This window comes from Sphingomonas crocodyli, from assembly GCF_004005865.1.
Taxonomy (GTDB): Bacteria; Pseudomonadota; Alphaproteobacteria; order Sphingomonadales; family Sphingomonadaceae; genus Rhizorhabdus; species Rhizorhabdus crocodyli.
In genome coordinates, this window is sequence record NZ_SACN01000006.1 from 167,057 (window position 1) to 187,947 (window position 20,891).

Annotated in this window: 19 protein-coding genes; 11 read left to right on the plus strand and 8 right to left on the minus strand. The window is 64.8% G+C overall.

Features of this window, described 5'->3' with window-relative positions; genetic code table 11:
* Nucleotides 1-108 precede the first annotated feature (108 nt).
* From EOD43_RS23260 to EOD43_RS23275, 4 genes are all read left to right on the plus strand, one after another.
* Nucleotides 109-1,023 (plus strand): SDR family NAD(P)-dependent oxidoreductase, encoded by a 915-nt coding sequence (locus tag EOD43_RS23260; RefSeq protein ID WP_127746813.1) that lies wholly within the window; start codon nucleotides 109-111, stop codon nucleotides 1,021-1,023.
* 167 nt (nucleotides 1,024-1,190) lie between these two features.
* Nucleotides 1,191-2,186, plus strand: a complete 996-nt coding sequence (locus EOD43_RS23265) for an alpha/beta hydrolase (protein WP_127746814.1) — start codon at nucleotides 1,191-1,193, stop codon at nucleotides 2,184-2,186.
* Entirely contained in the window at nucleotides 2,183-2,821 is a 639-nt protein-coding gene (locus tag EOD43_RS23270) for a glutathione S-transferase family protein (protein WP_127746815.1), read from the plus strand. The genes EOD43_RS23265 and EOD43_RS23270 overlap by 4 nt, the downstream gene beginning before the upstream one ends.
* A 286-nt stretch (nucleotides 2,822-3,107) precedes the next feature.
* Nucleotides 3,108-4,121: a hypothetical protein gene (locus EOD43_RS23275; RefSeq protein WP_127746816.1), complete on the plus strand. Its 1,014-nt coding sequence runs from the start codon at nucleotides 3,108-3,110 to the stop codon at nucleotides 4,119-4,121.
* A gap of 188 nt (nucleotides 4,122-4,309) precedes the next feature.
* Here EOD43_RS23275 and EOD43_RS23280 read toward each other — a convergent pair whose 3' ends face one another.
* From EOD43_RS23280 to ahcY, 5 genes are all read right to left on the minus strand, one after another.
* Nucleotides 4,310-5,068 (minus strand): nucleotidyltransferase family protein, encoded by a 759-nt coding sequence (locus EOD43_RS23280; protein ID WP_127746817.1) that lies wholly within the window; start codon nucleotides 5,066-5,068, stop codon nucleotides 4,310-4,312.
* Nucleotides 5,065-6,024, minus strand: coding sequence for an aminoglycoside phosphotransferase family protein (locus tag EOD43_RS23285; protein WP_127746845.1), 960 nt, complete (start codon nucleotides 6,022-6,024; stop codon nucleotides 5,065-5,067). Before EOD43_RS23285 ends, EOD43_RS23280 begins: the two co-directional genes overlap by 4 nt.
* Nucleotides 6,021-6,461, minus strand: coding sequence for a tRNA (adenosine(37)-N6)-threonylcarbamoyltransferase complex ATPase subunit type 1 TsaE (gene tsaE / locus EOD43_RS23290; RefSeq protein WP_127746818.1), 441 nt, complete (start codon nucleotides 6,459-6,461; stop codon nucleotides 6,021-6,023). The genes EOD43_RS23285 and tsaE overlap by 4 nt, the downstream gene beginning before the upstream one ends.
* Nucleotides 6,461-8,830 (minus strand): PAS domain-containing sensor histidine kinase, encoded by a 2,370-nt coding sequence (locus tag EOD43_RS23295; protein WP_127746819.1) that lies wholly within the window; start codon nucleotides 8,828-8,830, stop codon nucleotides 6,461-6,463. The genes tsaE and EOD43_RS23295 overlap by 1 nt, the downstream gene beginning before the upstream one ends.
* A 154-nt stretch (nucleotides 8,831-8,984) precedes the next feature.
* A complete protein-coding gene (gene ahcY / locus EOD43_RS23300; RefSeq protein WP_127746820.1) occupies nucleotides 8,985-10,406 on the minus strand; it encodes an adenosylhomocysteinase in 1,422 nt (473 codons plus the stop codon).
* A gap of 306 nt (nucleotides 10,407-10,712) precedes the next feature.
* Here ahcY and EOD43_RS23305 point away from each other — a divergent pair, with 306 nt between their 5' ends.
* From EOD43_RS23305 to EOD43_RS23330, 6 genes are all read left to right on the plus strand, one after another.
* Nucleotides 10,713-12,371: an adenylate/guanylate cyclase domain-containing protein gene (locus EOD43_RS23305; RefSeq protein ID WP_127746821.1), complete on the plus strand. Its 1,659-nt coding sequence runs from the start codon at nucleotides 10,713-10,715 to the stop codon at nucleotides 12,369-12,371.
* A gap of 107 nt (nucleotides 12,372-12,478) precedes the next feature.
* Entirely contained in the window at nucleotides 12,479-13,135 is a 657-nt protein-coding gene (locus EOD43_RS23310) for a PepSY-associated TM helix domain-containing protein (protein ID WP_127746822.1), read from the plus strand.
* 15 nt (nucleotides 13,136-13,150) lie between these two features.
* A complete protein-coding gene (locus EOD43_RS23315; protein ID WP_127746823.1) occupies nucleotides 13,151-13,654 on the plus strand; it encodes a DUF2271 domain-containing protein in 504 nt (167 codons plus the stop codon).
* 17 nt (nucleotides 13,655-13,671) lie between these two features.
* Nucleotides 13,672-14,490 carry a DUF4198 domain-containing protein gene (locus EOD43_RS23320; protein WP_240653483.1) on the plus strand — a complete coding sequence of 273 codons (819 nt, stop codon included), beginning with the start codon at nucleotides 13,672-13,674 and terminating at the stop codon, nucleotides 14,488-14,490.
* A 68-nt stretch (nucleotides 14,491-14,558) separates the two neighbouring features.
* Nucleotides 14,559-15,533, plus strand: a complete 975-nt coding sequence (locus EOD43_RS23325; protein ID WP_164857423.1) for an FAD:protein FMN transferase — start codon at nucleotides 14,559-14,561, stop codon at nucleotides 15,531-15,533.
* Complete coding sequence (locus EOD43_RS23330) at nucleotides 15,533-16,906, plus strand: sulfite reductase subunit alpha (protein WP_127746825.1); 1,374 nt, start codon at nucleotides 15,533-15,535, stop codon at nucleotides 16,904-16,906. The genes EOD43_RS23325 and EOD43_RS23330 overlap by 1 nt, the downstream gene beginning before the upstream one ends.
* Nucleotides 16,907-17,084: 178 nt before the next feature.
* Here the strand turns inward: EOD43_RS23330 and EOD43_RS23335 are convergent, their stop codons facing one another.
* The 3 genes from EOD43_RS23335 to EOD43_RS23345 all read right to left on the minus strand — a co-directional run bounded on the left by EOD43_RS23335 (nucleotide 17,085) and on the right by EOD43_RS23345 (nucleotide 19,980).
* Nucleotides 17,085-17,669, minus strand: coding sequence for a hypothetical protein (locus EOD43_RS23335; RefSeq protein WP_127746826.1), 585 nt, complete (start codon nucleotides 17,667-17,669; stop codon nucleotides 17,085-17,087).
* 154 nt (nucleotides 17,670-17,823) lie between these two features.
* Complete coding sequence (locus EOD43_RS23340; RefSeq protein ID WP_127746827.1) at nucleotides 17,824-18,783, minus strand: IS1595 family transposase; 960 nt, start codon at nucleotides 18,781-18,783, stop codon at nucleotides 17,824-17,826.
* A 90-nt stretch (nucleotides 18,784-18,873) separates the two neighbouring features.
* Complete coding sequence (locus EOD43_RS23345) at nucleotides 18,874-19,980, minus strand: ABC transporter substrate-binding protein (protein ID WP_127746828.1); 1,107 nt, start codon at nucleotides 19,978-19,980, stop codon at nucleotides 18,874-18,876.
* 173 nt (nucleotides 19,981-20,153) lie between these two features.
* On the opposite strand from EOD43_RS23345, the gene EOD43_RS23350 reads away from it, so the two are divergent.
* The gene (locus EOD43_RS23350; protein WP_127746829.1) at nucleotides 20,154-20,621 is read left to right on the plus strand and encodes a DUF1203 domain-containing protein; all 468 of its coding nucleotides are present in this window, start codon (nucleotides 20,154-20,156) and stop codon (nucleotides 20,619-20,621) included.
* Nucleotides 20,622-20,891 lie beyond the last annotated feature (270 nt).

Consider the following 20,891-nt stretch of genomic DNA (forward strand, 5'->3'; position numbering starts at 1 on the left):
CCGCAAATACGCCGCATCGCAAGGATACCCCTGACGGGGTAGGTTTCGCGCCGGTCAACCGTTAGCGTCCCGAATCCAAAAGCAAGCGGCCGGAAAACTGGAGGGGATATGGCGATCGACTTCGAAGGCCGCGTGGCGATCGTCACCGGTGCGGGGCGCGGCATGGGTCGTGACATCGCCCTCTCGCTCGCCCGCCGCAACGCGCGCGTGGTGATCAACGATTATGGCGGCGGCGTCTCGACGCTCAAGGCGGGCGGCATCGACGTCGCGCAAGCCGTGGTCGACGAGATCGCGGCCTTCGGCGGGCAGGCGATCGCCGATGCTTCGGATGTCGGCGCGGATGGCAGCGCGGCGGCGATCGTCGACACGGCGCTGGCTGCGTTCGGGCGGGTCGACATCCTCGTCAACAATGCCGGCGGCAATCGCGGCGATACGATCGACGCGCTCGACGATGCGCAGGTGATGGGGCTGCTGCGCACCAACTTCATCGGCGGCTATATGCTGCTGCGCCGCTGCTGGCCCCACATGCGCGATCAGGGGTTCGGCCGGATCGTCAACATCATGTCCTCGGCGATGCTCGGCCGGTCGGGCACGGCGGCTTATGCGGCGGCCAAGATGGGGCTGCTCGGCGTCACCAACGTCGCCGCGATCGAGGGCGAACCGTACGACATCCGCGTCAACGGCGTGCTGCCTGTCGGCAATACAAGGCTGGTCGGTGGCCTCACCGAACAGGCGCTTATCGACTGGATGGCGAACTTTCCCCCGCATCTGGTGGGCGAGGCGGTCGCCTATTTCTGCTCGGCGGAGTGCAGGGAGACTGGCGAGTTCTATAGCGTCGGCGCAGGCCGCGTCGCGCGCAACGCGATCTTCAACGCCACCGGCTTCCACGATGCCGCGCTCACCGCCGAAAGCCTCGCCGCCCATATCGATACCGCCCGCGACATGACCGGATCGACGCTGATGCGCCACTCGGCCGACGAGAATGCGAGCTTCTTCGGCGTCGCCCCCTGGCCCCTCCCTTAAAATCCTCCCCCGGAGGGGGAGGTGGCAGTCCGCAGGACTGACGGAGGGGTAGCTCTCCGCAAGGGCATCGCTGCCGGCCAATACCCCTCCACCGGCTGCGCCGGTCCCCCTCCCCCTCCGGGGGAGGATCGGTCATAGTGCGCTCAACAATAAGCAGGAGAGCGAACATGGCCGACCAAGACTATAAGGGCGTGCGCACCGAAGGGCGGCTGATCCCTCCGCCCGCATCGATCAGTGCGGAGGCGCGCACGCATCTCGAATCGATGGTCGGCCCCGATGGCGTGCCCGCCGGCCTGCTCGGCGCCAATCCCTCGCCCGACGACCATGCGGCGTGGCGCGAGCTGAAGGGCATCGCGAATGCGCGGATCATCGAGATGATGCAGCCCCGCTTCGCCAGCGTCACCGCGACGGTCGAAACCATCACGCTGGGCGGCGCCACCGTCCATGTCGCGACCCCCGCCAATATGGCGGCGGACGACCGCGCTTATGTCGACATTCACGGCGGCGCTCTGGTCTATGGTGAGGGCGAGATGAGCCGGATGGGCGCGCAGCTGCAGGCGACGCTCCACGGCGTGCGCGTCTATGGGATCGATTATCGCACCCCGCCCGAACATCCCTATCCCGCCGCGCTCGACGATTGCGTCGGCGCTTATCGCGCGTTGCTCGATATCTACCGGCCCGATCGGCTGGTCGTGGGCGGTGGATCGGCGGGCGGCAACCTGGCCGCTGCGCTCGCGCTGCGCGCGCGTGACGAGGGGCTGCCGCTGCCCGCCGGGCTGGTGCTGCTGACGCCCGAAATCGACCTCACCGAATCGGGTGATACGTTTCAGACCAACCAGCGGCTCGATGTCGTCCTGCCCCGCCCGCTGATGAACACCAACCTGCTCTATGCGGGTGGTGCCGATCTCGCCCATCCCTATCTCTCGCCCCTGTTCGGCGATTTCACGAAGGGCTTCCCGCCTACGCTCATCCAGGCGGGCACGCGCGACCTGTTCCTCTCCAACGCCGTCCGCATGCACCGCGCGCTGCGCCGGGCGAAGGTGCCGGTCGAACTCCACATCTTCGAAGCCATGCCCCACGGCGGCTTCGGCGGCAGCTCGCCCGAGGATGCCGAGTTTGCGGGCGAGGTGAAGAGGTTCGTGTCGGAGTGCTGGGGGGCGTGACGATCACCATCACCGCGTTCGAAAAGTCGCCCGACGGCGGCCAGGGGCTGGCGCGCGACACCCGCGTCCGCTGGGCACTGGAGGAGGCCGGGCTGGCCTATGATGTTCGCCTCGTCTCCTTCGCAGCCATGAAGCAGCCCGCGCACCGCGCGCTCCACCCCTTCGGCCAGATCCCGACCTATGAAGAGGGCGATCTCGTCCTGTTCGAAACCGGCGCCATCCTGCTGCACATCGCGCAGAGCCATAACGGCTTGCTGCCCGCCGACAGCGACGGCCGGGCGCGCGCGATGATGTGGATATTCGCGGCGCTCAACACGGTCGAGCCGCCGATCCTCGAACTATCAACCTCGCGCTATGCCGAAGGTGACAAGCCCTGGACGCAGGAACGCCTGCCGCTGATCAAAGACCGGATCCGCGCGACCTTGCAGCAATTGTCGGACGCTCTGGGAAACGCCGACTGGCTCGACGGCGATTTCAGCGCGGGCGATCTGATGATGGCGTCGGTGCTGCTACGCCTGCGCGCCTCTGGCCTGCTCGACGAATATCCCAACCTCGCCGCCTACGTCGCCCGCGGCGAAGCCCGCCCGGCCTACCAGCGCGCCTTCGCCGCCCAGCTGGCGATCAACGCGCCTTAACGCCAAATCTCGTCATTGCGAGGAGCCGCAGGCTACGCGGCAATCCACTCCGAATCGCGGAATGGATTGCTTCGCTCCGCTCGCGATGACGAGGATGGGGTGGGAAGCGGAATGGCGAGTTTCGGATAAGAGTCTTGAAAAGCTGCCTTTCATTTAGCGAACAAGCTACGAAGGCAATGCCCCCTTATTTCAGCAATGAAACAACCTTTTGCGTTTGCACGCAGACCCACATATTATTTGATGAAATTATTTGCCTCCACTTCCAAACTCTAAAGCAAGTGATTTCATGGCCGAGTCCGATCCAGAAGCAATATTTGAAGGCCACCGGAGCAGGTTTATCAAAATCCTTGAGCCGCTGTTTTTGCCAGACGATCCAGTCAGTAACGATATAATCCGCTACTTTGCTTCTCTGCTTCGTGTCCTTGGAATGGAAGATAAGGGCTGGGATCCGCACGCCGAGAGCAGGAACATATTGAATGATCTAAATCGGTTGATGAAGCTGGAGCTTCCCGAAGACCGGTTTCCAGATGGTTGGACGATGTGGCGACTTGGCTTGCTACTTTACAGCCACATTGTCGAAATGGACGCACCATATGAGGTAATCATGAACCTCCTGCGCTTCCGTCTGGGAAAGGGCTACAGCCCCAATCCGTACTTCGATTTCCTCACTGCCAAGGAACAAAAGAACTTCGACAAAAATGGCATCCGCACAGGTCGAAAAATTGAACTGATAAAGCAGTTTTCGAAAGACGCTGGCTTAGCCGTGGGGGAACTTTACGACGAGTTCTACAACAGTAGATTGCGGAACGCGGTTCAACATTCGGACTTCATCCTGGCCGACGATGGTTTTCGGTCGCGTAGCGGGATCAGCGGGACGAAGGCTTTCAAGCTGACCTACGATGAGCTCGACACCCTGATCACCAAAGCAAAAGCGTTTATCGCCGCGTTCTTCCAGCTTGAGGTTGATGCCCGCCTAGTCTGGGGAGCTAGGAAGGGACAGGCAATACCATATGACAGCCACTACAAAGGGCTGATGGAAGTGCTGGTCGATGACCTTGATATGATGTGCGGCTTCGCCGTGCATTGGCCGAACAATTCGCAGTCGATGTACCGCCGCACGGAAACGGGTGTTGAGATGGTGAACTGCATGGTGGACGTCAAACAAGCGACCGTAGAGTTGTGGGTGGACCTTTATGCCGAAAAGCCTGGAACGTTCAGCCCACTCGTGGAGGAGGGAGTCGACCCAGTCTATACCCCGCTGGACAAATCTGACGTCCGGCCCACATGGCCTAAAGCGTAAAACCAGAGATTTAGTGCATGGTAGAAGGTTGATTTCAGCGTCCGAATAGGTGGGTGGACGGTAGAGGCTCTTTCGCGCTCAAAATGATTCAATAACGGCGCGACCGTCCGCTTTCGACGGAAGTCGGAGCGAGGCTAGAAGCCCGCATTTGCGGCGCCTCCCGACCGTCTGCTTTAAAGACCACGCCCCTAGTTCCGTCCCAGCAATTCCTCGGTCTTGCCGATCGAGGGCGGTGATCCGACGTCGAACCACAGGCCCTGATGGACGACGCCATAAGCGCGCCCGGCCGCGATTGCGCGGTTCCAGAGGAGGTTGAAGGAGAAATTGCCCTCCTCGACACCCTCGAACAGCCGCTTCGACACCAGCTGCACGCCCGTATAGACGAACGGCGCGACCTTCGCGGGCTTGCGGCGCGCGATCACGCCGTCCGGCCCCATGTGAAAATCGCCCTGCCCGCTGTGGCAATTGGCGCGCGCCAGCGGCACCAGCAGCAGCAGCGCGTCCATCGTCGCATCGTCCCAGCGATCGGCGAGCAGGCGGATCGCGTCGACCGGGCCGTCGACCCACAGATTGTCGCTGTTCGCGATCAGGAACGGATCGGCATCGATCATCGGCAATGCCTTCAGCACGCCCCCGCCCGTTTCCAGCAGCTTGCCGCGCTCGTCCGAGATTGCGACGTTCAGGTCGCCCGCCTTGCGCTTCAAATGCGCTTCGAGCGCGTCGGCGAGATAGTGGACGTTGACCACCACGTTGCCGATCCCCGCCGCGCGCAGCCGATCGAGGACGTGATCGAGCAAGGACTGCCCCGCCACCTCGACCAGCGGCTTTGGGCGCGTCGCGGTCAGCGGGCGCATGCGTTTGCCGAGGCCCGCGGCCAGGATCATCGCCGCGCCGACCGGCGGCTTGGTGGGGTTAGGCCGGAGGACCAGCGGCTTTCGTATCGTCATGCGGGCAGATTTTCCCAGGCGGCTGCCCGCTTCGCATAGGGCACATTTGCGTCAAACCAGCGCGCGACCGGTTTCAAGGCCGGATGCGCCAGATCGCGCTCCAGATAGACCCAGACGCGCGGCTGATATTGCAGGTAGCGCGGCTTGCCGTCGCGCTTCCACAGCCGGGTGAAGATGCCCAAAATCTTGGCATTGCGCTGCGCGCCCAGCACCGCATAGGCGCCGATATCGATCGGGCGCGACGCCTGATAGCGCCGGAGCATCGCCAGCTCGATATCCTTGGGCACCTCGCGCCGCGCATCCTGCAACAGCGACACGAGATCGTAGGCCGGATGTCCCGCCAACGCGTCCTGAAAGTCGAGCAGGCCCAGCCGCCCGTCATCGAGCCGCATGATATTTTCGGCGTGATAATCGCGCAGCACCGTCACCGACTGGTCCTCCGCAATCGGCCGCAGCACCGCATCCCAGGCCGCGCGATAGCCCGCCTCGTCCACCTCGATGCCGACCGCAGGGGCATACCATTCGGGGAACAGCCCCACCTCGCGCTGATAGACCTCCATATCGTAGGGCGGAATCGCGCCCGACGGCTGGCGGTGGAGATCGACGAGCAGGTCGATCGCCTGTTCGTAGAGTGGGATTTCGAGCGCGGGATCGAGATCGATCTCCTCCTTCATCCGCGCATCGCCGAAATCTTCGAGCAGGATCAGGCCGAGATCGAGATCCTCCGCCAGCACGCGCGGCGCGCGGAATCCGGTCGCGTCCAGATGGCGCGCAATCTGCAGGAAGGGGCGGCTATCCTCATGTTCGGGCGGCGCATCCATCAACACCGCGGTCTGATCCTCACGCACCACGCGGAAATAGCGGCGGAAGCTCGCATCGCCGGCCAGCGGCAAGATGTCGGCGCCGGCCCATCCGTTGCGGTTGAGGAAATCGGGCGCCGTCGTCGGCGGGATCATTTCGATGGCCATCGGCCTTCCCATGCCGCGCCCGCAGCCCAAGTCAAGCGACGCCCCGTTCCTTCCGGCTCGATCGAGAGTGCCAGCGCCCCCGGCCAGCCGCGCGAACCGAGGCGATCGGGCCATTCGATCAGCAGCGCGCCGCCATCGGTCGCCTCATCCAGCCCCAATTCCTCCAACTCGTCCGCATCCTCGATCCGGTAGAGATCGACATGCCAGAGCGGCAGCCGCACTTCGGGCGGATCGTAGGTCAGCACGATCGGAAAGGTCGGGCTCGCCACCTCGCCCTCCAGCCCCAAAGCCGCCAGAACGCCGCGCGCAAAGCTCGTCTTGCCCGCGCCCAGATCGCCCGCCAGCGTCACGACATCGCCTGCGCGCAGCACCGCACCCAGCGCGCGCCCCGCCGCCTCGGTCGCCGCCGGGTCTTCCAGATACATCAGAACGACGTGTCCTCGGGCACGGTGCGCGGCAGGCGGATGATGACGACGGTGCCCTCGCCCGGTTCGCTGTCCAGCGTGATCGATCCGCCATGCGCCTCGACCAGCTGGCGGGTCAGCGGCAGGCCGATACCGATGCTGCGCGATCCATCCTCGGCGGTGCCGTCGATGCGCGGATAGGCATCGAAGATGCGCGCCTGCTGATCCGAATCCATCCCGCGTCCGGTGTCCGCGACGCGCCAGCTGACCCAATCCTCGTCGCCCTCGGCCGTCAGCCGCACCTTGCCGCCCGGCGGGGTGTAGAGGATCGCGTTTTCGAGCAGGTGGTCGAGGATCTGGCGCAGGCGGCGTTCGTCGCCACGGATCGTGCCGAGCTGGGTGGGCAGTTCGACCTGCAGCGTGATCGGCCGGTCCATCGCCGCCGGCCCCGCCGCCTCCACCGCATCGCGCAGCAATTGTTCGACGTCGACCAGTTCGGCGGTCAGCGGCAATTGCCCCGCCGCACCCTGCGTCAGATCGAGCACATCTTCGATCAGCGAGGCCAGGCGCGCGACCGAGGCGAGCACCGCCTCGACATATTCGCCCGCGCTTTCGGGCAGTTCGCCCGCATAGCCGCCCGCCAGCATTTCGGTGAAACCTTGGATCGAGGTGAGCGGCACGCGCAATTCGTAGCTCATGTTCGCGACGAAGGCGGTCTTGAGCCGGTCCGCCTCCTCCAGCGCATCGGCGCGTTCGCGCAACGCCTCCTCGATCCCCCGGCTCGCGGTGATGTCGAGCAGGGTGAACAGCGCGTTGCCGTCGGGCAGCGGCACGACCGCGAAATCGAAATGACGCCCGTCGGCAAGGCTCAGGCGCCCGCGCTCGCGCTGGCGATCGACCGTGGCAATGCGGACGAGATCGCGGATCTTCTGCGCGCGCGATGGATCGAGCAGGCGCGCGGCGACCTTGTCGACCATCGCGTCGACCCGCATGTTCTGCGCCAGGTCCGCCTCTTCCAGCGCCCACATTTCGGCGAAGCGGTTGTTCCAGAGCGTCAGGCGACCGTCCGCCGCGAACACCCCGATCGCCTCGAACAGATTGTCGAACGTCGCGGCGCGCACGCGCAGCAGCGTGTCGCGCGCGCTGGTCAGCTGGATCTGCTCGGTCCGGTCCTCGAACAGCAGCAGCAGCCCGCCGTTGGGCAACGGCTGCGCCACGACGCGGACGTGCCGCCCTGCGGGCAGGGTCCAGTTTTCCTCGATCGCCGACACCGCGTTGAACCAGGCGCGGCGATCATTCTTCCATCCGGGGAAATCGCGCACTTCGGGCAGGCTCTGCGCGTCGCGCATCCGCTCCAGCACGCGATCGAATTCGGGTGCGTCGCGCAGCCATTCGGGCCGGATCGAGAAGAGGCGCAGGAAGTTCTGGTTGTAGAAGACGAGGCTGCGGTCGGCGGTGAACTGCGCGACACCGGCGGAGAGATGATCGAACAGGTCGCGCTGCGCCGACTGGAAACTGCCCAGCTCGGCGCGGATCGCCTCCAATTCCTGCACGTCGACCGCATAGCCCGCCACGCCATGCGCGCCCATAGGCACATCGACGATACGCATCATCTTGCGCTGCCCGCCCAGGGTCACGGGCACAATCTGGGTCGAAACGCGCCCGCTTTCATAGGCGCGGGCGGCGCTGGGGCTCGGCGCGTCGCCCGATCCGTCGATCAGTTCGATCCCGCGCGTCACCACCTGTTCGGCGCTCACCCCCTCGACCGCGTTCACATAAGCCGAATTGACCAGCGCCAGCCGCAGGTCCGGTCCGCGATGCCACATCGGGAAAGGCGCCGCCTCGATCAGCGCAAGGCAGCTGTCGAGCGCCTCGCTGATCCGCTCGGCCTCATCGGACAGCAGGCGAATCTCGCCCATCGCCTCGCTCTGGTCGAACAGCCAGATCAGCAGCCCTTCGCCCAGCGCGCGCGGCGCGATCCGCCCTTCGGCCATCAGCACCCGATGGGTGCCCGCCAGATGCAGCGCGCGGATGAAGGGCCGCCCGGTCGAACGAATGCCTTCGATCTCAGCGCGCAAGGCCTCGGCATCGGCGGCGGCCAGCCCGCCTGTTTCCATGTTGGACAAGGCGTCGAGCGATGCGGGAACCTCGCGCACGCCCAGGATCGCGGCGAAGCGGTCCTCGGCGTGGATCCGCCCGTCGGGCGCCACCAGCATCGGCGCGCCCGGCGTCGCGGCGAGCAGCGCGGTCAGCCGCTCGATCTCGGCCGCGTGCGAGCGCGCGACGACATCGCGCCGCAACCCGATGAAGATCGCGGCCACCGCCGACGCCAGCCACAGCGCCAGCAGCGCCGACAATATGGCCGTCGCGGTGGCGTCGATCTCGATCATGCGGGCTCGCTCGCAGCGGCGAAGGGCGCGGTCATGCGCGCTGTCTTAGAGGGATTTGATGGGCGAGGGAATCATGCTGTCACACACAATCGCCACCTAACGAAAAAGGGCGGAGCCGAAGCCCCGCCCTTCTGATCTTGCGATCGCTGCTGGATCAGTAGCGATAGTGATCCGGCTTGAACGGGCCTTCGGTCGAAACGCCGATGTAGCTCGCCTGCTTTTCGGTCAGCTTGGTGAGCTTGACGCCCAGCTTTTCGAGGTGGAGCGCCGCGACCTTTTCGTCGAGGTGCTTCGGCAGGACGAACACTTCGTTCGCGTACTGGCCGGGCTTGGTCCACAGTTCGATCTGCGCCAGCACCTGGTTGGTGAAGCTCGACGACATGACGAACGACGGGTGGCCGGTCGCGCAGCCCAGGTTCACCAGGCGGCCCTTGGCCAGCACGATGATCTGGTTGCCGTCGGGGAACTTCACGATGTCGGTGCCCGGCTTCACTTCGGTCCACTCATAGTTCGACAGAGCGGCGATCTGGATCTCGCTGTCGAAGTGGCCGATGTTGCAGACGATCGCGTTGGGGCGCATCGCCTTCATATGCTCGGCGGTGATCACGTCGGCATTGCCGGTCGCGGTGCAGAAGATGTCGGCGCGGGTCACGGCCTCTTCCATCGTCACGACTTCGAAGCCTTCCATCGCGGCCTGCAGCGCGCAGATCGGATCGATTTCGGTGACCATCACGCGCGCGCCGCCGTTGCGGAGCGACTGGGCCGAACCCTTGCCGACGTCGCCGAAGCCCGCGACGCAGGCGACCTTGCCGGCCAGCATGACGTCGGTGGCGCGACGGATCGCGTCGACCAGCGATTCCTTGCAGCCGTACAGGTTGTCGAACTTCGACTTCGTCACCGAGTCGTTGACGTTGATCGCGGGGAAGGGCAGCTCGCCCTTCTTCGCGATCTCGTACAGGCGGTGGACGCCGGTGGTGGTCTCTTCCGAAACGCCGCGCAGGTTCTTGACCGTTTCGGTCAGGTAGCCCGGATATTTGGCGATGAACGCCTTGAGCGCGCGCTGGAACTCGACTTCCTCGTCATTTTCCGGCTCGCCCAGCGTCTTGCCGGCTTCGAGCTTCGCACCCCACAGCGCGAACATCGTGGCGTCGCCACCGTCGTCGAGGATGATGTTGGCGGTCTGGCCGTCCGTGCCGGCGCCCCAGTTGAAGATGTCGCCGACATAGTCCCAATAATCGGCCAGGCTCTCGCCCTTGATCGCGAAGACGGGGATGCCCGCAGCGGCGATGGCGGCGGCGGCGTGATCCTGGGTCGAGAAGATGTTGCAGGTCGCCCAGCGCACTTCGGCGCCCAGCGCAACCAGCGTCTCGATCAGAACCGCGGTCTGGATCGTCATGTGGAGCGAGCCGGTGATGCGCGCGCCCTTCAGCGGCTGCGAAGCGCCGAACTCGGAGCGGAGCGCCATCAGGCCCGGCATTTCGGTTTCGGCGATTTCGATCTCGCGGCGGCCGAACTCGGCCAGGCTCAGATCGGCGATGACATAATCGTTGAAGTCGGTAGCTGCGGCGGTGGCCACGGTCGTCTCCTCGGGACAGCACCGGGCATGGCTCGCCCGGCGGAATGGCGCCCCGAATAGAGAGCCGGGGCAGCAAATGCAAATATAAAGATATCTTTATATCTGACTTCATCTTCATCCTCCCCCGCCAGGGGGAGGTGTCAGCGCAAGCTGACGGAGGGGGAGGTCAGCGATGATCTGGAGGTGGCCGCCGCCCGCCCCCTCCGTCGCCTTCGGCGCCACCTCCCCCTAGCGGGGGAGGAGGGATATAGTCGGCTTGCAAATTACGGCCGTGCAACGAATAGTCGGCGGCGGAGGGGATCGGGCATGGCGGTGCTGCTCAGGTCTATCAGCGTCAAGATTTTCGGGGTGGCGGTCGTCCTGCTGATCGTCATGGCGATGGCGGCTGTCTGGTCGGGCCGGCTGACCGAACAGGTGCATCTGCAACTGCGCACCTTCAACCACGCGCTGTTCCCGATGGCGATCACGATCGCCGAGGTCGAAAGCGCTATGACGGCCGAACTGGGCGCGCCCTATCCCGCCGGTCCGGGATGCGCGAAGGTCGTCCGCCGCCGCCTCGCCACCAGCGACGAACTGATCGCACAGGCGCGCACCTATCGATCGAAGGCGGCGCGCATGGCCGTTCTTGAGCGCAACAAGCTCGAACTCGCCCGGCTCGAACCGATGCTCGACGAACTCGCCGCCAGCCACAAATTGCTGGGCGACCTGACCGAGCGTGTGTGCCGGGGCGAGGAGACCGCCCGCGCCGAGGCGCGGCTGCGTATCGCCGACATTCAACGCGTCACCGGCGCGGTCAGCCATGAGATCGAGGGCTTCGTCGCCGCCGGCGCGCTCATCGTCGGCGACAATCAGAAGCGCGCGATGCAGGCCAATTTCCTGCTGATCGGCGCGGCGGGCCTTGTCGGGCTGATGCTCGCCTGGGCGGTCGCGCGCGGGCTCACCCGCCCGATCAGCCGGCTTCACGCGGGCGCGCATGCCGTGCGGCAGGGGCAGCTCGACGCCGAAATCCCCGTCACGACCGCCGACGAGATCGGCGACGTCACCCGCGCCTTTAACGAGATGATCGTGGGCCTGCGCGAGAAGGAACGGATCACCGCCACCTTCGGCCAATATGTCGATCCGCGCGTCGTCGCCGGGCTGGTCGGCGCTGAGGCGGATCGATCGACGATCGGCGAAAAGCAGGTCGCGACCGTTTTCTTCTCCGACATTGCCGGCTTCACGCCTTTGTCCGAACGGCTCGCGCCTGCCACGCTCGTCCGCCTGATCAACGCCTATTTCAGCGCCATGTCCGCGTGCATCCGCGATCGGCAGGGGATTATCGACAAATATATCGGCGATGCGATCATGGCCTTCTGGGTGCCGCCCTTCGTCGAGGCCGATGCGCAGGCCGAACTCGCCTGCCGCGCCGCGCTCGATCAACTGGCGGCGCTCGATCGCTTCCGCGCCGACATTCCCGATCTGGTCGGCATGCGGCGCGATCTGCCCGCGATCGACATCCGCATCGGCATCGCGACGGGCGAAGTCGTCGTCGGATCGGTCGGCTCCGATCATGCGCGCAGCTTCACCACGATGGGTGACACGGTGAACTTCGGTTCGCGGCTGGAGGGGGTGAACAAGGTCTATGGCACCCGCATCCTGATCGACGCCGCGACCCGCGATCTGGCGGGCGACGCGATCGTGACGCGCGAGATCGACGTGGTCCGCGTCGTCGGCCGCGAACAACCGGTCGCAATCTACGAACTGGCGGCGATGGCGGGCGATCTCCCCGCCGATCGCCTTGCGCTCCACACCGCTTATGCCGAAGCGATACGGCTCTATCGCGCCGGCGACTGGGCCGGCGCGCGCGTAGCCTTCGCCGCCTGCGTGGACGACGCCCCCGCGCTCAAGATGCTAGCCCGGCTCGACCGGATCGAGGCCGCCCCGCCCGCATCGTGGGATGGCGTATGGCGGCTCGACAGCAAATAGGCACTGCCGGTCGCAGCTTCCGCAAATGAGAATGATTATCAAAACTATTGCGAACGGCCCGGACTCGCCCTAAGGCGGCGAGACTCCAGACTGGAATTCCGCCAAACGTGTCCGCTCAGCCTGCCGATCCCAAAGCAAACGAATTCGCCGCGCAGGCCCGCCGAGGCTTCTGGCTGAAGCATCTGACCCGCTGGCACTGGATCAGCGCCGCCGTCTCGATGATCGGGATGGTGCTGTTCTCCTTCACCGGCATCACGCTGAACCACACCGCCGATATCGATGCGAGCCCCAGCAGCGTTCAGAAATCGGCCGTCCTGCCCGCGCCCCTGCTCCAGTCGCTGCCCGCCAAGCCCGACGGCACCAAGGCCCCGCTTCCCGAAGACGTCCGCGCCTGGGCGGCGGAGAAGATCGGCACGCGCCTGCCCGCGTCGGCCGACGCCGAATGGTCCGAAGAGGAAATCTACCTGCCCTTGCCCCGCCCCGGCGGCGACGCATGGCTGTCGATCGACCGGCTGAGCGGCGACGTCAGCTACGAACGCACCGATCGCGGCTGGATCGCGTGGGCGAACGATCTCCACAAGGGCCGCAACACCGGCAAGGCGTGGGCCTGGTTCATCGATATCTTCGCGGTCGCCGCCTTGCTGTTTTCGATCACCGGCCTGGTGCTGCTGCAGATGCATGCGCGCCGCCGTCCCAGCACCTGGCCGCTGGTGGGCTTCGGCCTGCTGGTGCCCATGCTCATCATCATCCTGTTCATTCACTAAGGGGGAATCTCGTCGATGCGCCTTTCCTACAGCCTCGCACTCACCGGCATCGCCGTCGCGGCGCCCGCGACCGTGACGACCGCCGCCACGATCGACCTGACCGTCACCATCCCGAAGCTCACGGTCGCCGAATATCATAAGCCCTATGTGGCGATCTTCGTCGAACAGCCGGGCGGCACCGTCGCGCCGAAGACGCTCGCGGTCTGGTATGATCTGGGCAAGCGCAACAATGCCGGCACCAAGTGGGTCAACGAAATGCGCACCTGGTGGCGCAAGGGCGGCCGCACGATGAAGCTGCCGGCCGACGGCATCAGCGGCGCGACCCACGCACCGGGGCCGGCGAAGGTGACGCTGAACACCGGCGACCTGCCGGTCGGCAAGTATGACCTCGTCGTCGAAGCATCGCGCGAAGGCGGCGGCCGCGAAGTCGTGCGCCTGCCGATCAACCTCGCCGGCGGCACCGCCAAGGCGAGCGGCACGAACGAACTCGGCGCCGTCACCGCGGTCGTCAAGAAATAAGCTGGGGAGGACCAACCATGATCAAGACGCGGATATTGGCGGCGCTCGGCGCCGTCTCGATGCTCGCCATGTCGGGCGCGGCGCAGGCGCATCACCCGTGGATCCTGCCGTCGAGCACGATGGCCGACGGGCAGGACGCCTGGGTCACGATCGACGTCGGCGTATCGGAGGCTTTGTTCGCACCCGAACGCCCCGCCCCGCTCACCAATGTGAAGGTGTGGGCGCCGGACGGCAGCGAAGTCGCGGTCGAAGGCGGCGTGACGTCCAAGCAGCGCAGCAGCTTCGATCTGCACCTGACGCAGCAGGGCACCTACAAGATCACGAACACCGGCGGTGGCGTGATGGGTGGTTACAAGCAGAATGGCGAGATGAAGCGCCTCCCGCGTGACATCACGCCGGACAAGATCGCATCGTCGATCCCGGCCGATGCCACCGACGTGCGCATCAACGAAATGTCGTCGCGGGTCGAAAGCTTCGTCACCCTCGGCGCGCCGAGCGAAGGCGCGGCGTTCAAGCCGACCGGCAAGGGCCTCGAACTCGAACCCGTCGGCCACATGAGCGACTTCGTGACCGACGAGCCTGCCAAGTTCCGCTTCCTGGCGGACGGCAAGCCTGCGGCGAACATCGCCGTCACTCTGATCCCCGGCGGCACGCGCTATCGCGATGCCCGCGGCGAAATCAGCCTGACGACCGATGCGAACGGCGTGGTCGAAATCAAGTGGCCGGAAGCCGGCATGTACTGGCTCGGCGCCAGTGCCAAGGGCGCGCCGACCGTGCAGGGCGCGACCGAGCGTCGCATGAGCTATGCGGCGACGATCGAGGTTCTGACCCCCTGATTCTTGCCGATATGACTACTCCTCCGCCCTTTACGGAGGCCGAACCAAGGCTGCTGATACCGACGCGCGTGGACCCTCTGGTCCTCGCGCGCCGGATGCCGCACGGCCACGTCGTCGACATTGGCGGCGCGACGATGGGCACGCGCTGGTCGGCGCGGCTCGTCCTGGCCGACCCGTCCGGAGCCGATGCCGTCCGCGCCGCGATGGAGCGCGAACTCGCGACCATCATCGCCGAAATGAGCACTTGGGAACCCGCCTCGCTCATCTCGCGGTTCAACACCGCGCCGGCGGGTTCGTGGTTCACCCTGCCCGAACGTTTCTTCACCGTGCTGACGACCGCGCTCGACATTGCGGCGGCGAGCGGCGGCGCCTTCGATCCGACCGCCGGCGCGCTGGTCGACATCTGGGGTTTCGGCCCGGGCGCGGTCGATCGCCTGCCCTCTGACGGCGAGATTGCCGACGCGCTCGCGCAGACCGGCTGGCGCCGCATCGAGATTGATCGCGATGCCCGCCGTGCCCGTCAGCCGGGCGGCGTCTTTCTGGACTTTTCCGGCATCGCGAAGGGCTTTGCGGTCGATCGCCTATCGGCGGTCGCACGCGAGTCGGGAATCGCCAATCATCTGATCGAGATCGGTGGTGAATTGCGCGGCGAAGGGGTGAAACCCGATGGCCAGCCGTGGTGGGTCGAGCTCGAAACGCATCCTGAAATCGAATGCGAAGCCTTGCGCGTCGCACTTTGTGGATTGTGCGTCGCAACATCCGGCGATTATCGTCGCCACCATGCTATTGGACAGAATCGCCTTCCTCACAGCATCGATCCGCGCACAGGCCAACCTTCGGCCAGCGGCACCGGATCGGCATCGGTCATCGCCGCCGACTGCATGACCGCCGATGCCGAAGCGACCGCGCTGAGCGTCCTCGATCGGGCGGCGGCGGCCGAATATGCCGAACGCCGCGGCCTGGCCGCGCGCCTGTTGATATCGGGCGATTGTGACGGAAACGAAATATTATCGGCACCGGCGCGTGCCATGTTGGACGCGTGATGGACGTTGAATTTCAGCAATTCGCCTGGGCGGGCGCCGCCATCTCGGCCTGGGCCGCGCTCACATTGGGCATCTATATCCGCACGCGCTTCCAGCGCCGCGAGGCCGAGCCAGCCGATATGCCCGTCGCCGATACGAACGAGCCGGTAACGCTCGTCCTGTGGGCCAGCCAGACGGGCTTTGCCGAGGATCTGGCGCTGCGCACCGGCCGCGCTTTGCGCGATGCGGGCGTCAACACCCGCATCCTGCCGATCGCCACCGTCACCAACGATCAGATTGCAGGCGCCAAGTCCGCCCTGATCATCGCCAGCACCACCGGCGAAGGCGACGCCCCCGACGGCGCCGAACGCTTCCTGCAGCGCGATCTGCCCGCGCTGTACGGGCTCGAATATGCCCTGCTCGCGCTCGGCGACAGCAGCTACGCCCACTATTGCGGCTTCGGCCACAAGCTCGATCATTTCCTGCGCGCGAAGGGTGCGCATCCGCTCACCGATCTGGTCGAGGTCGACAATGGCGATGTCGGTGCGCTCCACCATTGGCAGCAGCAGCTCTGGCTGTTCGGCGCCTCGCGCTCCGAACCCGATTGGGCGCCGCCAGAATATGGCGCGTGGCGGCTCGCACGGCGCGATCATCTCAACCCCGGCAGCGCGGGCAAGCCCGTCTGGCATATCCGGCTGGAGCCGCAGGGCGACCTGCCCGAATGGATCCCCGGCGCGATCGCCGAAATCTATCCCGGCCCCGCCGATCCGATCCTGACCGGCGGACAGGCGCCCAGCCTGCCCCACCGCGAATATTCGATCGCCTCGCTGCCATCCGACGGCGGCGTCGAACTGGTCGTGCGCCTGCGCGAACTGGAAGACGGCACGTTCGGCCTCGGATCGGGCTGGCTGTGCGATCAGGCCCCGGTCGGCGCGCCGATCGGCATGCGGCTGCGTGCAAACAGCGGCTTCGCCCCGCCCAGCGACGAAACCCCGATGATCCTCGTCGGCAACGGCACCGGCATTGCCGGCCTGCGCGCGCACATCAAGGCGCGGCCGGCGGGCACGCGCAACTGGCTGATCTTCGGCGAACGCAACAGCGCGCATGATAGCCTGTTGGGCAACGAGATCGCCGAATGGATCGCCAGCGGCCACCTGGAACGCTGCGACCTCGTCTTCTCGCGCGATGGCGAAGGCCCGCGCTATGTCGCCGATCAGATCGAGGCCGCCGCCGAAGAGGTGATGAGCTGGGTCATGGCCGGCGGCGCGATCTTCGTCTGCGGCAGCCTGTCGGGCATGGCCGGCGACGTCGACACCACCCTCGCCCGCATCCTCGACCGCGAAAATCTCGACGACCTGATCGATCAGGGCCGGTACCGGCGGGACGTTTACTGACGAGCGAAGGGGCCTCCCCTCCTCGATCGTCACCCCGGGCTTGACCCGGGGTCCCGCTTCTTCTTCCAGCGTCGGCCAAAAGCGGGACCCCGGATTAAGTCGGGAGTGATATACTTGACAAAGCAATCTAGCGATATTAACGCCTTAGTCGACAGGCCGGCGTTTGAAATTACCGACGCTATGAAGTGGGCTGGCGACGCTGCCCGCGAGGCGGTTTTTGATCTTTACGATCCTTGGAACGCTGTTGCGGTGGTTTATACCGCCATGGAGTTAGCGCGATTTTATCCCAAGGAAGAAGCGTGGCGGATGGCGGTAGATGGGTGGCCTCACTAGAGAGGGCCGCGAGACAGGCTCCGATTATTCTAAGATCATGCGAGGCATCATTTAGATCCTGAATAGTCACCACCCGCTCCACCCCCTTTCCCGGGAGTGCTATTTCCATGTTAGATATAACCAAGCCTTTGTCCGTAAGGCCGCCGCGAACATGACAAATATTGTTGCGCATTGACTGGAGAATACCGGCCTGCTGGATTGCTCTTTCGAACAATGCTGGAGGCTCTTTCCCCTTTGAGAGCCAAATTTTCCGGATCGCGCTGGATACGTTGCCGATGCGAGTATCGGGCAAAATCGCTTTCAGAACCGAGATGTCGACGGCTGTCTCTATCCATAGATAGCTATGGAAGGCCTGCTCAATGCCGGCGAAATGGTCTATAAAGCGCCCTAGCGCCAGATAGTAGGCTTCACTGGAGGGATCATCATTCATGACAGCCGATCAACAGACAGACGACGTGCTGCGCACCATGCTCAACACGCCGCCTAAGCCGCACAAAGAGACAAAAGAGTCGAGTCCGAAACCAAAGGATCAGCGGAAGTAGCGTTTACGCTTTTCACCGATCGAGCGTGGCGGTCCGACCTTCTTAGGCGGCGATGTTGTCAGTCCGCCGATAGGTAAGGCGGCGCCCTTCGATCCCCTTGAGCGCGATTTCGCAACGCTCGAAATCGTTGGTCTTGCGCGTGTTGTAGCGGAAGTCGAACTCCACGCAGTAGCGGTGCAGATGCTTAGGTGACATGTGGTAGTAGGTGCCGACAACGCCGCGCTTGAGGATCGAGAAAAATCCCTCAACCGTGTTGGTATGGGCGACGCCGCGAACATATTCCTCCGCGCCGTGGTTCACGATTTCATGCTTAAAGGCGCGGTGCATGTGGCGATACTGGCCAGCGTCGTCGGTGCAAAGCAGGGTCGCCTTGTCGATCTGCTCAACGAGGATCGGGCGAAGGTTTGCAGCCGTGACGCTCTGGACGTGAGTTGAAAGGACGCGACCGTCACGCTCAACAAGCGTGAACACCGTTTCCTTACCCCAGCTACCGCCAAGACGACGGCCAGTGCGCTTGCTCTTGTGGCGGTTCTTTTCCTTGCCGCCGATGAAGGTTTCGTCGGCTTCCACGACCTTGCCTTCGCCACCCAGCGGCGGTTCGCCGTCAACCGGGCGCATGCTTTCGCGGATGCGGTGCGACATGAACCACGCCGTTTTCTGCGTCACGCCCAACATGCGGGCAAGCTGGTGGCCCGACATGCCACGCTTCGACGAGCAAAGCAGGAACGTCGCCAGCACCCACTTGTGAAGCGCGATCTTGCTGCTTTCGAACAGCGTCCCGACCGTCACGGTGTATTGCTCGCGGCAGTCGTTACACTGGATCAGACCCTTGCGGAGCGCGCCTTCCGGGTGAGCCTTTGAAGGACGCCCACGCTGCGCCGGGAGCCGCTTCGCGTTCAGCGATCCACAATGCGGGCAGACCGGACCTTCCGGCCAGCGCAGGGCTTCCAGATGCTCGCGGGCGGCGTCTTCGTTCGTAAAGCGGGGCGCGGTGATATCCATGCCCTCTACCTACTGGCGAAGGGTTGCTTTGTCAAGTATATCATTCCCGATTAAGTCCGGGGTGACGTAAATACTTGTGAGGACGATGGGTTAGTAATCGTCGGTCGCTTCGAACAGCCCGGCAAATTCCAGCTTTCCGCCCTTCACCAGCCCGTAGTGAAGCCAGTCCCCCTTGAACATCTGATGGTCATAGGGGCCGCTGGAGATATGCGTGTTCGGCCCGCCGGTGACGGCCGGCATCCAGCGGATGCGCTCCATCCCCTTCTTGACGCCCGGCCCGCTGATGATCGGCGCGCGGTGGATCCCCTCCACCACGATCGCCGCCATGTCATAGGCGAGACCGGGGATCGCGTTCGGCCACATCCACGGATCCTCGCCATAGCGCGCCTTGAAGCGTTCGTGGAACAGATGCATCCGCGGATTTTCCGGGCACCATTGATCGATGCCGACCCAGCCTTCGAGCTGATCGAAGCCCCAGATATATTGCATGAACGCGGTCGACATGATCCGCGGCGGATCCCAGCCGATCTCCTCCAGCCCGCGCCGCACGTCGCCGGAGACGACCAGCCCGCCATAGCCCAGCCAGCACAAGGCATCGGCATTCGCATCGCGCAGCTTGGCGAACGTCCCCGCCAGATCGACGCTCTTGAGGTTCACCGACTGGACGGCCGCGATCGAAATGCCCAGCCGCCGGCATTCCTGCCGCAGGAAGAAGAAATATTCCTCCCCGATCGGCGATGCGGGGCTGACGACCGCGACCGTCTTATGCCCCTGCCGCTTCAGCCAGCTGGCGATCAGGGCCGGTTCGTCGCCCACATCGCCATTGCCGACGCGGAAGCAATATTCGCCATGAAACTGATCGGTCCCGCACATGCTGACGATCGGCACCTTGCGCGCATTGGCATGTTCGACCAGCGGGATCGCGCTGTCGGTATAGTTCGCGCCGATCACCGCGACACAGCCCGCATCGCACAGCCGGTGAAAGCCCTGAATGCCGCCATGCGCGGTATTCTGCGGCAGGCCGGCATTATCCTCGAAGATGAACTCGTACCGGCGATCGATCAGATTGCGTTCGATGCCCTCGTCAAACGCCATCCGAAGTTCGCGCTCGAACTTGCGCCATTCCATCCCCAGCAGGCCGATCTTGATCGGCTCCACGAGCAACCAGCGGTCCTCGACCTTCTTTTCCTCAGCCATCCATATCTCCCGCAGAGTCTTTGCCCCGTCGTGGGATGGGAGGCTAACCAGCCCGTGACACACTGTCAAAGCAGAGAACGCCGCTTCGCCACTGCGAATTTCGACAACAAGAAGCGGGACGCGCGCTGGCCTGTGCGGGGCCATATCCGGGCTCTCACCGCATGGAGCCTCGCATGTCCTTCCGCCTTTCCGGCCTCGATCCCGCCCCCTTCCGCCACCTCTACGGCCTGTCGGACGAAGACCTCGCGGCGGAGGGCGCGCGCCGCTACGTCGTCGATACCGCGCCGGGCTTTCCCGATCGCGTCGAGATGCGCGATCTGCTGCCCGGCGAACATGCGATCCTGATCAACCATGTCCACCAGCCCGCCGACACACCGTATCGCGCGAGCCACGCCATCTTCGTGCGCGAGGGCGCGAAGGCTGCCTGGTCGGAAATCGACACCATCCCCCACGCGATCCGCATCCGCCCGATCTCGCTGCGCGCCTTCGATGCTAACCACGACATGATCGATGCCGATCTGATCGACGGCCGCGCCATCGAACCCCTGATCGCCCGCTTCCTCGCCGATCCCGCAGTCGCCTACCTCCACGCCCACTACGCCAAACGCGGCTGCTACGCCGCACGCATAGATCGAGCGTGACGTCCGCTTTCCCACCCTCCTCGTCATTGCGAGGAGCCGCAGGCGACGCGGCAATCCAGGCCCGCACTAGAGTTGGGCCGCGCGCCTCTCACATGCGGGCCTGGATTGCTTCGCTGCGCTCGCAATGACGAGATATGGAACATTTACAGAACACCCTTGACAAAACGAACCATTTGGGTTAGTCGCTCCACCATCCTCTCGCCCGATCAGCCTGGGGATGCAGGACCGGCCCGGAGCAGAGCTCGCTCCGCATCCGGGCCGTGACAGGTC

What these genes read in the sequence shown, in the direction of transcription:
- EOD43_RS23330 (WP_127746825.1), top strand. Translation starts at nt 15,533, where the DNA reads ATGGACGTTGAATTTCAGCAATTCGCCTGGGCGGGCGCCGCCATCTCG.
- EOD43_RS23335 (WP_127746826.1), bottom strand. Translation starts at nt 17,669, where the DNA reads ATGAATGATGATCCCTCCAGTGAAGCCTACTATCTGGCGCTAGGGCGC.
- EOD43_RS23265 (WP_127746814.1), top strand. Translation starts at nt 1,191, where the DNA reads ATGGCCGACCAAGACTATAAGGGCGTGCGCACCGAAGGGCGGCTGATC.
- EOD43_RS23285 (WP_127746845.1), bottom strand. Translation starts at nt 6,024, where the DNA reads ATGATCCCGCCGACGACGGCGCCCGATTTCCTCAACCGCAACGGATGG.
- EOD43_RS23275 (WP_127746816.1), top strand. Translation starts at nt 3,108, where the DNA reads ATGGCCGAGTCCGATCCAGAAGCAATATTTGAAGGCCACCGGAGCAGG.
- EOD43_RS23280 (WP_127746817.1), bottom strand. Translation starts at nt 5,068, where the DNA reads ATGACGATACGAAAGCCGCTGGTCCTCCGGCCTAACCCCACCAAGCCG.
- tsaE (WP_127746818.1), bottom strand. Translation starts at nt 6,461, where the DNA reads ATGTATCTGGAAGACCCGGCGGCGACCGAGGCGGCGGGGCGCGCGCTG.
- EOD43_RS23295 (WP_127746819.1), bottom strand. Translation starts at nt 8,830, where the DNA reads ATGATCGAGATCGACGCCACCGCGACGGCCATATTGTCGGCGCTGCTG.
- EOD43_RS23315 (WP_127746823.1), top strand. Translation starts at nt 13,151, where the DNA reads ATGCGCCTTTCCTACAGCCTCGCACTCACCGGCATCGCCGTCGCGGCG.
- EOD43_RS23345 (WP_127746828.1), bottom strand. Translation starts at nt 19,980, where the DNA reads ATGGCTGAGGAAAAGAAGGTCGAGGACCGCTGGTTGCTCGTGGAGCCG.
- EOD43_RS23340 (WP_127746827.1), bottom strand. Translation starts at nt 18,783, where the DNA reads ATGGATATCACCGCGCCCCGCTTTACGAACGAAGACGCCGCCCGCGAG.
- EOD43_RS23305 (WP_127746821.1), top strand. Translation starts at nt 10,713, where the DNA reads ATGGCGGTGCTGCTCAGGTCTATCAGCGTCAAGATTTTCGGGGTGGCG.
- EOD43_RS23320 (WP_240653483.1), top strand. Translation starts at nt 13,672, where the DNA reads ATGATCAAGACGCGGATATTGGCGGCGCTCGGCGCCGTCTCGATGCTC.
- EOD43_RS23260 (WP_127746813.1), top strand. Translation starts at nt 109, where the DNA reads ATGGCGATCGACTTCGAAGGCCGCGTGGCGATCGTCACCGGTGCGGGG.
- EOD43_RS23350 (WP_127746829.1), top strand. Translation starts at nt 20,154, where the DNA reads ATGTCCTTCCGCCTTTCCGGCCTCGATCCCGCCCCCTTCCGCCACCTC.